Source organism: Streptomyces sp. NPDC059909, from assembly GCF_042730885.1.
Classification (GTDB): Bacteria; Actinomycetota; Actinomycetes; order Streptomycetales; family Streptomycetaceae; genus Streptomyces.
On sequence record NZ_JBHWKX010000124.1, the window covers coordinates 1 to 12,929 of the forward strand.

Here is a 12,929-nt window from a genome sequence, read left to right on the forward strand (position 1 = left end):
CCGCCCGCTGCCTGCCCCTACCCCGTCGCGATCATGCCCCGCACACGAAGAAGCCCCTGCTCATCGAACAGGGACTCCCTTTGCCACAACGCACTAACCCGGCAAAGCGGGCGTCTCAGCCAAGGCTGTCAGAGAGGGAGGCCCCTTCAATATCTTCCGATGGATCTGCAGCACACCAGGTCAACGAGCCTGCGATGTTGCAACTAGAGAGGAAACTGACACTCGAGCAGCTCGCGCAGCTGGCGGGCGGTAACGGTGGCAGTGTCATCCCCGGGTGCCAGACGCAACGCGTCCAGCGGGGCGGTCCACGAGCTGCGGCCCGGCTCGAGCGCGCAGACGATCGAGTACGGCCAGCCCGGAACCGGAATGTGCTGGTCTTTGCCCCGGCCGTAGGTGTGACACAGGATCCGGTCCGGTGAGGTGTGCGCGTCGGGCCGCAGCCAGCAGGTGATGTCGATGGCCAGGACCAGCCGGCCGTCGTCGGCCCGCGGCAGTGGCACCGCGGCCAGGGCCCGCCGCAGCCGGTCGGTGTCGATCCGGCCGTGGGCCACAGCGGCGTAGAGTCCGCCGTGGCCGCGGCGGTGTTCGCCCACCAGCGACAGCTCGGCCAGGGACCGCACCGGCCCGTCGCTGCACAGAACGGCATCAGCCAGCTCGAACAACGCGTCCGAACGAGCGGTGAGGCAGGAGTAGAACTCGCCTCGGAAGCATGACAGTTCCGCCAACGGCCCTTGCCGGGCGTGGTGATGCAGCAGACTCATCCTCACGGCCTTCGTGCTGGACGTGTGTGTTTCCTTGGTCGGAGCACATGTTCAGACGAAGGCCGCTTCCGTGTACGCCGGATACCGAACCGAGTGATCAAGTTCGACGCACCATTCGACGCCGGACGTTAAAGATCAAGCTAGGCACCTGCCCGCAGGCTTGCGGCGCCCGGACCGTCAGACGGTGAGCACAGTGCGCTCCAGTGCCTGGACCAGGAGCTCCAGGGCCTCGATGACTCGTTCCCGGTCGGATCCCAGTCCTGCCAGCACCTGAGCCTCCCGCTCCAGGTGGCGGGGGAATATCTTGTCGATGGCCGCCGCGCCATCCTGGGAAATCGTCACCAGGGCACTGCGCTGGTCGGCCGGATTTGCCCGGCGCTCGATCAGACCCCGGCTCTCGAGTTTGGCCAGCATCTTGCTGACGGCAGCACGCGAAAGGCCCATCTGCTGCGCCAGCCGCCGCGCAATGACTGGCTCCTCCAAGTGCCGGAGGAGAACCAGGACGTCCACCTCCGAGGGAGTGAGTTCGGAACTCTCGTACACCGGCTCCAAGGCAACCGCCAGCAGCGCTTGGGCCCGCTTGAGCGGACTCACGACGCGCATGGAGGACGTGTTGAGGTCCGGGCGGGCCAGCCACTTCTTCAGCTCCGCGGGGCCAAGCGGGGACGGCTGGGTATCCATGAGGACATGTTAACGGATTAACGAAATCGTCTCGTGGGTGGCGGCTACACCGGGCGCCGCCGCGCTGCGGTGAGCAGCCGGACTGTGCGTTGCCGTCCGTGGTGCACTCCGGATTTCGCGGTGTCCGCGTACACGGAAGCGTGGGCATTCTGTGGCGCCCGACGGGAAGAGGCTGGTCGGGGCAGTACGACGGCCAGCCGTCGGGAGCGGGCCCAGGTGCTCTTCCAGCTCGCTGTGGCGATGCTGCTTGGGGCGCGAGCCTGCTGGAGGCCGAGCAGTTCCGGTTGCATCATGAGGGCCTGTTCGGGCCTGCGGACGAGGAGGCGGCGATGTGCCGCATGCCGGCATGGCTTTGGACTCGATCGAGCTTGCGAAAGACCCTGCCCGCTTCCTGACACCTCTGGCCTTCGATGCCGCCTGCTAGGGCATCCAGGGGCATGTGGACGGCCTCGCGGCCCGGACCGTCCGATCCGGGCTGCGAGGCCGTCTGTGCTTCTGTCCCCGGCGCTGCCTGCAGTCCTCAGGCTGCCGTACCGGCGGAGGCGGTGCGCTCGGTCGCCTCGCGAGTGGCGAGCAGCGAGGCGTGGGTGGGCGCGTCCGGCACGTCGGCGGGGCGGCTCTTGGCGAACTCCTGGCGTAGCACGGGCACGACCTCTTCGCCCAGCAGGTCGATCTGCTCCAGCACGGTCTTCAGCGGTACCCCGACGCCGTCCACGTTGAACAGCTGGCGCTGGTAGTCGCCGAAGTGCTCGCGGAAGGTGAGCATCTTCTCGATGACCTGCTGCGGGGAGCCGACCGTCAGCGGGGTCTGCTCCATGTACTGCTCCAGAGAGGGGCCGCGGCCCATCTGCGGGGAATGGTCGAAGTACGGGCGGAACTCACGTATGGCGTTCTGGGAGTTGGGTCGCATGAAGACATGTCCTCCGACGCCGACGATGGCCTGCTCCGCGGTGCCGTGGCCGTAGTGCGAGTATCGCTCCCGGTACAGGCTGATCAGGCGCTGGAAGTGCTCCTTGGGCCAGAAGATGTTGTTGGCGAAGAAGCCGTCGCCGTAGTAAGCGGCCTGCTCGGCGATCTCCGGGGAGCGGATGGAGCCGTGCCAGACGAACGGCGCTACGCCGTCCAGCGGGCGCGGGGTGGAGGTGAAGCCCTGCAGGGGCGCGCGGAAGCGGCCCTCCCAGTCGACGATGTCCTCGCGCCACAGCCGGTGCAGCAGGGCGTAGTTCTCGATGGCGAGGTTGATGCCCTGGCGGATGTCCTTGCCGAACCAGGGGTAGACCGGGCCGGTGTTGCCGCGGCCCATCATCAGGTCGACGCGCCCGTCGGCCAGGTGCTGGAGCATCGCGTAGTCCTCGGCGATCTTCACCGGGTCGTTGGTGGTGATCAGCGTGGTGGCGGTCGACAGGATGATCCGGTCGGTGCGTGCGGCGATCCAGTCCAGCATCGTGGTCGGGGACGATGGCACGAAGGGCCGGTTGTGGTGCTCGCCCGTCGCGAAGACGTCCAGCCCCGCTTCTTCGGCCTTCTGCGCGATGGTGACCATCGCCTTGATCCGTTCGTACTCGGTCGGCGTCCGGCCCGTGGTCGGGTCGGTGGTCACGTCCCCGACGGTGAGATCCCGAACTGCATCGCACCCATCCCTCTTGTTGATACATCAACTACATCCTCGAAACATGCCTCCGGGCACCGCTATTCCATGCCGTTCCGTGTCCGTTCACCGCGGGGACGGGTGCGTACCCGCCGTCACGTCACAGAGAGGACTCGATCGGGGCGTCGTACATCAGGGATCTCGGGGCCCTGCTCAGTCGGGCACCTTCTCCAGGTGTTCGAGGACGCGCCGGGAGAGGTGAGCGACCGAATCGAGTTCTTCCGGGGTGAGCGCGTCGATGAAGAGGCGGCGAACGGCCTCGACGTGGCGGGGTGAGGCCTCGGCGATGGCTTCGCGCCCTGCCGGGGTGACGGCAATGAACGCGCCGCGCCCGTCGTCGACACACTCCTCCCGGGCCACCAGCCCACGCTTCGTCATGCGCGCGAGCTGGTGGGACATGCGGCTCTTCTCCCACTCGACGGCCTTGACCAGCTCCATGAAGCGGAGCCGGCCTTCGGGCGCCTCGGTGAGCTCGACGAGCACCGCATAGTCGGCGGCCGACAGGCTGGACTCCGCCTGCATGAGGCGCGACAGCCGACCGACCAATTTCTCCTGCATGCGGATGAACTCGCGCCAGGAGGCATATTCCTGCTGGCTGAGCCATTGCGGTGTGCTGTTCATAGCCGCCAGCGTAACTTGATAGTTGATCTGTCATCCATCGCTCGAGTCATGAGGTGGCGGGGACCAGCTCCAGGCCGGCTCGGCCTGCGCGGCCGTCGGCGAACCGGGACCGGTCGTCGCCGATCTCGGCCAGGATGCAGCCTCCGGTGGGTTGCCCAGGCCGGGGAAGCTGGTGATGATCTCCGCGTCCTCGTGTCCAGCAAACCTCTCGGCGCATGCGGTGGCGAGGTCGTCGGCTGCTTGGGCGGCGGCATCGAGTTGCAGCACGAGGCCTTGACAGGCTGGCCGAGGGCTTTCTCGACGCGCGGAGCTGACGCATGTCTGGCTTGCGCAGGACACCGGTTGGGTGCTCGGCGCGGGACTCGATGCGGCGCTGACGGCCGGCCTTGCGCAGGAGACAGCGAAGCCCTGCCCTGCTCAGCGCGTCAACCGCTGCAACAGCGGGAGCTGCTGCGCGGACAGCGCGGGCCTTAGGGTGGGCCAGGCCCAGGTCCTTGACTGGAAGGCGGCCAGTGCGGCCGGGAAGAACTCGCGCGGAAGGATCGGGGTTAGTTGGCCGGCTGACGGCGGTTCCAGACAGCGTCCTCCCCTCCACGCGAGGAGGGTGGCAACGGCGTGTCCTGCGTTGCCGTTGATCCTCTACAGCAGGCCTCGGCGTGTGTCGGCACCTGCCGTTCGCCCCGGCTCATCCGGCAGACCCTGCTTCGCCGGGATGATGCGGCCAGTCACCTCGCCCAGACCGCGCGGGTGCCGGGCATGGACGACTTCACCCTTCGACGCGACCACGCCTACGGCACCGGCTCATCGACATCGAGACCGGCCGTTGCGTGGGCGTGCCGCCGGACCGCACCACCGAGACCTTCACCGCCTGGCTCCGGCACCCCCGGAGCCGAATCACCGGCACCGTGCTCTCGTGGACGGCGGCGCCTCGGCGGCCTGAAACGCCCCGGGCCGCCGGCGGATGACGGCTGCGTCAGTCGCTCGTGGCTGCGGAAGCGCTGGGCCGCACGCCCACGACCGCGACGACGGCCCCCACGACGCACAGAACCCCGGCGAGCGATGCCGCAGTGTGCACCCCGTTCATGAACGCGTGACCGCTGCCCTCGATCACTGCGGCCTTCACCTGTACGGCCATGTCCGGGGAGACGGGCCACACGCCCATGGCCACCGAGTCCTTGGCCTCGGCCAGGCCTGGTGCCACCGGCCCCGGCACCCCGGCCGACGTCAGTTCGCCGGCCAGGCTGGAGCCGACCCGGCTGCCGATGAGCGAGACGAGCACGGAGCTTCCCAGCGCGCCGCCCATCTGCAGCGCGGTGGTCAGCAGTCCGCCGGCCACACCCGCGTCCTTCATCGGCACGCTGCCGACGACGGCACCGCCGGACGCGGTGACCATGCCGACGCCGAGTCCGAGCGCCGTGAAGGACGGCCACATGGCGGCGTACGAGGAGTGGACGTCCAGTCCGAGCAGCCCGAAGGATGCACCGGCTTCGAGCAGCATGCCCAGGGGCAGGGTCAGCCGGGCGCCGAAGCGTTCGGTCAGGGTCGCGCCCAGCGGGGAGGCGACGATCGAGGCCAGACTCAGTGGCAGCATGCGCCAGCCCGCCTCGACCGGGGTGTAGCCGCGAACGTTCTGCAGGTACAGCAGGACGAAGAAGATGGTCCCCAGCAGGACGAAGACGTTGATGGCCGTGACCAGTGTTCCGCTGGTCAGCGTCGGGCTGCGCAGCAGCCGCATCGGCACCAGCGGATGACGTACGCGCGTCTCGTACCAGCCGAAGAACAGCAGGACGGCCAGGCCTCCCGCGATACAGCCCACGGTCCCGCCCGCGCCCCAGCCCCGGGTCCCCCCGTTTGCGGCTCCGAACACCAGGACGACCAGGCCGAGCGCGAGCAGGAGGAGACCGGGGATGTCGAAGCGCTGCCCCCGGTCAGGGTTCTTGCTCTGCGGCAGCGCCAGCGCGCTCGCCACCAGTGCGAACGCACCGATGAGTCCGTTGATGCAGAAGACCGACTGCCAGGTGACGTTCTCGACGAGCAGCCCGCCGACGATCGGACCGAGCGGGAGCGACGCGGAGGAGACCATGGCCCAGACGCCGACTGCCACGCCGAGCTTCTTCGGAGGGAACACATCCCACAGCAGCCCCAGCGTGTTGGGCATGATCAGGGCGCCGAAGAATCCCTGGGCGACGCGGAAGAAGATGACCCCCTCGATCGTCCCAGACAGGCCGATGGCGATCGAGGCGGCGATGAATCCGGCGACGCCGGTGATGTAGATGACGCGTCGGCCGAAGCGGTCACCCAGCTTGCCTCCCAGGATCAAGGTGGCGGCCACAGCCAGCAGGTACGCGTTCGTAACCCACTGCAGGTCGGCGTTGGACGCGTTGAGGTCCCGGCCGATCTCCGGATTGACGGTGGACACGACGCTGCCGTCGAGGCCGACCATGAACTGTCCCAACGCTACGGCGATCAGCGCCAGCCATGGGTCGGACCTGCGACCGGGAGGCGAGGTCGGCGCAGTGAGAGCGGGTAGTACGGAGCGTTCCACGGAAGGGGATGACATGGGGGTCCTTCGTCATGTGCGCAGAGGAGATGGGTGAGCGGGGAGCCGGCCGCACACCGGCACACGCCCCGTGCCGAGTCGGCCTGCCGGGAAGAACTTGGTGAGTGACGTGAGCCGTCAGCGCAGTCGGCGACGTGCAGCCTGTAGCGGCTCAGCGAACAAGCGGCGATGCCGGGGCCCGTTCCTCGTCGCTCAGCTCATCACGCGCCGGCGCTGCCGCTCCGGCCAGAACCCCAGGACGGTCTGATCCGAACCATCAGCCACTGTCCACTGACGGTTGGCGTGCAGCGCCCACAAGGCACCCACCTTTGCCACCTGGTCAAGGTGTTCCGGCCGCGTACCGCGCGCACGCGTCGCACGGGGACAAGGCATGGACGAAGCGCTCGACCTTTGTAGGCCTACCCTGCTCAACGCTGGATTGCTGCTTGGTGGCCGACGCCTCAAGGGCCGCACTGGCGCCGGGGTCCATGTCCGTCATGACTGGTCTTTCTTCGTGGAGCGATGTGGGGCAAAGGGAGTTGCGTTACGGGCGGAGGGTGGTGATGCCGCTGGGCGGCTGCATGGGTGTCGGAGTCAGGTCCATGGAGGATGCCTCCACGTCCCGCAGGTCTCCGCCCGTCCCGCCGGCGCTGCGGAGGCGCCCTCGGCGGCGGTCGTTGCACCAGGCGATCGCGCATGCGACCAGGTACAACAGGCCAATGGGTGCGGCGAGCAGCAGCATGCTCAGGGGGTCCGTGCTCGGGGTGGCGGCCGCGGCGAAGACGGCGATGCCCAGCAACATCCCGCGCCACCAGCCGATCATCTGACGCGCAGTGACCACGCCGCCGAAGTTCAACAGCAGGAGCATAAACGGGAGTTCGAAAGACAGGCCGAAGATGACGATCATCCGGGTGGCCAGGTTGAGGTAGTCGTCCATGGGCAGGAGGTTGGTCGCTGCATCGGGGGTGAAGGAGATCAGCACCCGTGTCGTGGTCGGCAGGAGCCGGTAGGCCATCGCGGCGCCGGACAAGAACAAGGGAACACCTGCCCCGAGAAGGGCCAAGGTGTACTTCCTTTCCTTGCGGTACAGCCCTGGTACGACGAAAGCCCACAGCTGGTAAAGCCACACCGGGCTCGCCACGACGATTCCCACGGTGACCGACACCTTCAGTGCGAGGGTGAAGGGCGAGAGGAGGCCGTTGATGGCGATCAGGCCGCAGTGCCCCGCTTCAGTGGTGCCGACCGGCCGGCCCGGAGCGCAACCGGGCAGGGGATCGATGAGGAATGCGATCAGCTGTTTGTAGAAGAGGGCTGCGACGACCGTAGCGAGCAGGATTGCTCCCACGGCCTTGACGAGGCGGTTTCGCAGCTCACGCAGGTGCTCTGCCAGGGGCATCCGCGCAGGGTCGAGCGGTGTACGCGTGGGCATGGGCAGTTCCGGTGCCTTCGTGTGCGGCACCTGCCGCACATGTCTGTGTCGGTGGTGGCGCGTTAATGCCGGTGAGCGTTGTCTGCCTCAGACGCTTCCGGGACCGTGTGGCGGTCGTCGTGCGCGTGCTGGAGGGCGGGGGTGGGGGTGGGGGCCTGCGCGCCGGTGTGGGATGCGTCCGCGTCGTCCTCCCTCATGGCCTTGGTCTCGCTCTTGAGGATCCGCAGCGACTGCCCGAAGGAGCGGGCCATCTCGGGAAGACGCTTGGCGCCGAAGAGGAGGAGGACGACAGCGAGGAGGATGAGGATCTCGGGTGCTCCGAGTCTGCCGAACATGGGTGGTTCCTTTCTGCAAGACCGAGGTACAGGAGGGGCACTTCGGTACGGGTGATCTGGATGCAGGCGGATGTGCAGCCTGCCTTGGATGCGCGTTGTTGGGTCAATGCGCCCAGATGGGCGGAGGCGGAGGCGCCGCGTGGACGGACTTTCGGCACGGCGGCGTGAAGTGACCGTGGCACACGGTGTGTGCGAGGCCGTCAGTGGTTCGTGGGGATCCGCTGCGTTGACTGCTGTTCGTGGTGGTGGTCCATGGCCGCCGAGACCGGGCCGGATCCGAGGGGCCTCTCCAAAGTCTTTGAGGTGTTCGCCGCCGGACCGCCGAGCAATTCCCTTTCCAGGCCGGAGCCGGAGGCCGGCTCGGGCAGGTTCAGGCCCTCGGCGCTCAGCAGGTGCCTGCGGACGAGCGACTTCGGATTGAGGTCCTCCAGCGCCATGCCCTGCAATTCAGGGGGGAGTTCGGCCCGGATGTCGGCCTGAGCGCTCTGTGAGAACTCGCGCAGCCTGCGCATGTTTCTCGCGACAGTCGACACCGCCGTGGGGAGTTTCTCGGGCCCGAGCAGAATGACGGCCAGCACGAGCAGTGTCACAATTTCGAGCGGGCCGATGTCGAAGAACATGTACGGCTCCAGTGTGGGCTGGTGAGGGTTGTGCCGCGCCCGGGCCGGCGGCGATGCATGGCGGTTGCACGGCCCAGCGGCCGCCGCCGCGGGTCGGCCGGGCAGAGCATGAGGGCGGCCTCATGGCCGGTAGCCCGGATGAGACTGAGCCATGACGGGCGTTGGCCGTCGTCCTTCCCGTCGGAACGCCGACGGGAAGGAGCGAGAGGGGCAGGGGAATCCTCGCACTTCCTCGGCGGAGATCCTCGGCTGCTCGCAGACGGCCAGGCGGCCGGCTGGTCGACCTCGTTCTTGTGAGCGAGCTCGTGGTGGGCGCGCTCCCCCACCACCAGATTGTCGTGGGCGGGGTTGGGGTGTCAGTGGTGGTTGAGGAGCTGCTCTTCGAGGTCGAGGATGGCGCCGAAGGCTCCGAAGTGCTCCTTGTTGATCTTCGCCACGCCCGGGATGGTGGCGGTGTGGGACCAGTCGCGCTGCAGTTCGCCCATCACGGCATTCCAGGTGATGGGAACGACGCCCTCATCGGCCATGCGCCGCACGGCCATGTCGTGGGCCTCGACGCTGGTGCCACCCGAGGCGTCGGTGACGGCGTAGACCTCGTACCCCTCGTCCAGTGCGGCCAGGGCAGGGTAGGCCAGGCAGATCTCGGTCCACAGCGCGGCGATCACGATCTTCTTGGCTCCGGTCTTGCGTATGGCCTTGACGACGTTGGCATCCTCCCAGGCGTTGAGCGTGGTGCGATCGTGCACCTCCTGGCCAGGGAAGACGTCGCGGATCTGGGGGATCAGCTTGCCGCCCCGCTCGGACAGGACGCTGGTCAGGACCGTCGGGACACGAAACACCTTGGCCGCCTTGGCGAGGCCCGTCACGTTGTTGATCACAGTCGTCGTGGGGTGGCTGTTCACGCCAGCGAGGAGGGAAGGCTGATGGTCCACGAGCAAGAAGACCGAGTTCTTGGCGCTGATCGGATCCCAGTGCCGACGCCCTCTCGCACCGGCCGGGCTCGCCCCCGCCGAGCCGGCACCCGCGCCCGCGGCGTTCGCGGTGCCCGTTCCAGCGACCACGGCAGCCGCACCTGCGGCCGACGCCGCCAGAACCGAACGCCTGCTGGTGATACCAGACATGATGCATCTCCTGTGAAATGAGGAAGCCAGAGGCTGCCGCCCCGATCAGGGCGACAGTAGGACCATACCCCAGTTTGTTAACCAGTCAACTACTAGTTAACTCTGATCATCCTGGCGAGCTACCCCCGGCGCGCACCGAAAGGTGCACCGGCTTCGCCGACCTGCAGTTCACTACCGACGGCTACGGCCTGCTCACTGGCGGTCTGCGAGCGCGCGGCCGAGTCGTTCCCCACCGCCCTCATCGCCGTGACGACGGGCAGGCCTGCGGCTGTGGCGCTCTTCGCCCGGACCTGCCGTAACACCTCGGCTAGGCTGTTTGACGCATCAACCAAATCCTGTGATGGTTGACACATCAACCACCGAGGACTGGTCAAGTCGCCGCACCCAAGAACGCGCCGACAGACCAAACACGAGGCCCCCCTCTGGATACTCCCGTACCTCGGCACCCGGCTGATCCGGCATTTCCGGATCACAGATCACGGCCATGACTGCGGCCGCCTGGTCGGCGGAATCGCGGTACATCACAAGGAGATGACTGTGAACAGGTGGATCAGGCGCGTCCCGATCGCTCTCGCTTCTGCGACGATGGCGGGCGGAGCCCTTCTCGGTGCCGGCGGCTCGGCGTCAGCGGCGACGGCTCCGGGGCCCGTGGAGCACACGCAGTCCTCGGTCCAGTACCCCAGATCTGAGACGGCGACCACGGCAACCGGAAGGGAGCGGGTCAGAGCGTGGTAGCCGCGGCTGCCCGTAGTCGGCTGCCCCAGGGCGCCTGCTCGACCTTCGACAGTGCCGCCACCGTCGCCGGCGCGGAACCTCGCCGTTCCGCCAACACAGGTATCTGGGCCAGCCAGCCGTCCGGCCACGCCGATTCGGGGCCGTACGGGGCCCAGCGGCGCCGCATCCGCTCTACCTCAATGCCCTGCAGGGCCGCCCACCGGCAGTACGCGTGCCAAACCACCGACGGTGGATGACAGTTACCCTTGTGATTGCCGCGGACGATCGCACGGATGGTGCCCTCCGCAGTGAAACAGGCCAACTGGGTACTCACGCCAGCCCGCAACGGGCCACTGGCCGGCGCCTTGCCCCCGGCTGCCCCCAACGTCTCCCCCAGCGCCAGACCAAGCAGCATCCCCCGTACTCGCGACTCCGCCCTCTTCCTGAGGAACTTCCCCCGGTGCTCCTGCTCCTTCTCCTGCTTGGCACGCTCCTGCTCCGGAGTGAGGACGAGAGGCGGGTCCCACACGAGGCCGCCTTGGTGGTAAGGCTGATAGCGCTCGTCATCCACCTCCACCCCGTTCTGGCCCTGCTCACCATGCGCCATACGCTCCCCCTCCAGCAACGCGCGATGCCTCGCTCTCCAAGAACAGCAGTGATACCACCGCGTCCTCAATTCAGGATCGGCGGAGGCAAGACCGTCCCCTTGATCGGGGTAACGGCCGGGGGCTGCACTGTGACCACCACACCGGCGAACCGCTAGAACTGCGTACCCGCCAATGGATCTGAGCATCCCCGAAGCCACTGACAAGACAGGCCTAACTGACCAGCAGCGATGCACAGTCACATCATCGCACCGCCAGCAAGTACAAACAGAAAGACAGCCTCGGAGCAGAACCAGAGCAACCAATCAAAGTGGATAACAACTGGTAAGAGCGCTCCAACATGAGCAGTTTTTCTAGGCGGTGACACTCTCCAGCCCAGCCGCGACCCGGTCGCGGGTCGCCTGCTTGTAGGGGGTTCGCGTCGTACGCTGGTTGCCCTTGAAATAGCCGTCACCGAACCGGTCGCCGGGCACGGTGTGGTCGATGACGTCGCCGATGCCACGTGTGAGAGCAACAACATCAACAACGTCCGCCTGAAGCTCAAACGGCTGGCCGACCGCGGAATCCTGACCGAGACCGAGCAGGGCTTGTTCACCCAGCCCCGGCCGTAGTCGACCGCCGTCGCCGCGACCTTCCCGCTCGCCCCACACGAAACGAAGAATCGGGCATCAGGTCTCATACCGCCCTCTCGGGAAGTGATCCCATGATTCCGGACCTGACCGGCACCCCGCTGGCCGATCTGATCTCCCTCCCGGGCCGTACAGCCGTCGTCACAGCCTCCGGCGCGGGACTCGGCGCCGCAATTGTCGAGCGTCTCGCGGAAGCGGGAGCCCATGTGCTTGTCACCGATGTCGACGGGGACGCCGCGGCCGCAGTGGCCAAATCGATCACCACGCGCGGTTGGAGCGCGGACTCAACGGCCGTGGATGTGACTGATCCCGCCCAGGTGGCGGCGGCTGCCGACCTGGCCGTGGACCGCTTCGGCACACTCGACATCTGGGTCAATAACGCCGGCGCCTACCCGTCCGTCCCGGTACTGGAAATCACCGATGAGAAGTGGGACCGGCTGCTTGAACTCAACCTCCGTTCGGCCTTCACCGGTGCCCGCGAGGCGGCCCGCCGCATGATCGCCGCCGGGCGTCCCGGAGTGATCACCAACATCAGCTCCACCGCGGTGTTCTCCGCGTCCGCCGGCAACCCGGCCCACTATGTGTCCAGCAAGCACGGTGTGGTCGGTCTGACCCACAGCCTGGCGGTGGAGCTCGGCCCGCACAACATCCGCGCGGTGTCGGTGGCGCCCGGCCTCACCGAGACCCCGGGCGTTGCCTACAAGCGCGATACCGAAGGGCTCGGTGATGTGCTGGACGCCTTCGGACGCGGCTTGTCGGCGGGACGCACCGGGCGCCCTGACGACGTCGCCCGGGTTGTGCTGTTCGCCGCCAGCGACCTCGCCGGCTATGTCACGGGCGCGCTGCTGCCAGTCGACGGCGGAGGGGCCGCGGCCTGACTTGCCGAGGACGCCGGGGCACGGTCAAGTCCCCTCGGCCGCGCGTCACCAGGTCGTCACTCATGACGGACCCGGCTGACGCGTGCGGTTTGAGCAGGCGACCGCTTGAGCCGATCTCGCCGGTGACGGCACGGGCGGCGGTGGCCTGCGGCCGCGATTGCGCGGTGGCAGGTCACCGGCCGTCTGCGAGACGGCAATGCTCGGCCAGGGAGGCGGAAGCAGACCGCGTTGCCAGCCTGCGGTCTCCAGCAGACGTGACTCCTCCCCCGGATAAATCCGGGGGCTTCTCCTGTCGGTGGCTCAGGCCACGTCGGGAAGGACCAGCCCGGCCCTGAGTACGACGTTCCA

General features: G+C 67.6%; 10 protein-coding genes and 2 pseudogenes. 1 reads left to right on the top strand and 11 read right to left on the bottom strand.

The genetic code is table 11. The features are described 5' to 3' along the window. Positions 1-221: 221 nt before the first annotated feature. The 11 genes and pseudogenes from ACFV9O_RS37815 to ACFV9O_RS37865 form a co-directional block, all read right to left on the bottom strand. Positions 222-761 (bottom strand): annotated as a pseudogene (locus ACFV9O_RS37815) (transposase); the annotation flags it as partial. Positions 762-938: 177 nt separating this feature from the next. Beyond that, positions 939-1,442, bottom strand: a complete 504-nt coding sequence (locus ACFV9O_RS37820) for a MarR family winged helix-turn-helix transcriptional regulator (RefSeq protein WP_385426901.1) — start codon at positions 1,440-1,442, stop codon at positions 939-941. 520 nt (positions 1,443-1,962) lie between these two features. After that, a pseudogene (locus tag ACFV9O_RS37825) lies at positions 1,963-3,071 on the bottom strand (LLM class flavin-dependent oxidoreductase). Positions 3,072-3,243: 172 nt separating this feature from the next. Continuing rightward, a complete protein-coding gene (locus ACFV9O_RS37830) occupies positions 3,244-3,711 on the bottom strand; it encodes a MarR family winged helix-turn-helix transcriptional regulator (RefSeq protein ID WP_385426904.1) in 468 nt (155 codons plus the stop codon). 973 nt (positions 3,712-4,684) lie between these two features. Further along, positions 4,685-6,271, bottom strand: a complete 1,587-nt coding sequence (locus ACFV9O_RS37835) for an MFS transporter (protein WP_385426908.1) — start codon at positions 6,269-6,271, stop codon at positions 4,685-4,687. A 523-nt stretch (positions 6,272-6,794) separates the two neighbouring features. Further along, entirely contained in the window at positions 6,795-7,646 is an 852-nt protein-coding gene (gene tatC / locus ACFV9O_RS37840; RefSeq protein ID WP_385426911.1) for a twin-arginine translocase subunit TatC, read from the bottom strand. Between the two features lie 95 nt (positions 7,647-7,741). Beyond that, positions 7,742-8,014: a Sec-independent protein translocase subunit TatA gene (gene tatA / locus ACFV9O_RS37845; RefSeq protein WP_385426914.1), complete on the bottom strand. Its 273-nt coding sequence runs from the start codon at positions 8,012-8,014 to the stop codon at positions 7,742-7,744. A gap of 200 nt (positions 8,015-8,214) precedes the next feature. After that, on the bottom strand, positions 8,215-8,634 hold the full coding sequence (locus ACFV9O_RS37850; RefSeq protein ID WP_385426917.1) for a Sec-independent protein translocase subunit TatB: 420 nt from the start codon (positions 8,632-8,634) through the stop codon (positions 8,215-8,217). Between the two features lie 356 nt (positions 8,635-8,990). Beyond that, the gene (locus ACFV9O_RS37855; RefSeq protein ID WP_385426919.1) at positions 8,991-9,755 is read right to left on the bottom strand and encodes a hydrolase; all 765 of its coding nucleotides are present in this window, start codon (positions 9,753-9,755) and stop codon (positions 8,991-8,993) included. A gap of 721 nt (positions 9,756-10,476) precedes the next feature. Continuing rightward, on the bottom strand, positions 10,477-11,076 hold the full coding sequence (locus tag ACFV9O_RS37860; RefSeq protein ID WP_385426922.1) for a hypothetical protein: 600 nt from the start codon (positions 11,074-11,076) through the stop codon (positions 10,477-10,479). A gap of 351 nt (positions 11,077-11,427) precedes the next feature. After that, entirely contained in the window at positions 11,428-11,724 is a 297-nt protein-coding gene (locus ACFV9O_RS37865; protein WP_385426925.1) for a hypothetical protein, read from the bottom strand. Between the two features lie 53 nt (positions 11,725-11,777). On the opposite strand from ACFV9O_RS37865, the gene ACFV9O_RS37870 reads away from it, so the two are divergent. Continuing rightward, positions 11,778-12,581 carry an SDR family NAD(P)-dependent oxidoreductase gene (locus ACFV9O_RS37870; RefSeq protein WP_385426928.1) on the top strand — a complete coding sequence of 268 codons (804 nt, stop codon included), beginning with the start codon at positions 11,778-11,780 and terminating at the stop codon, positions 12,579-12,581. Positions 12,582-12,929 lie beyond the last annotated feature (348 nt).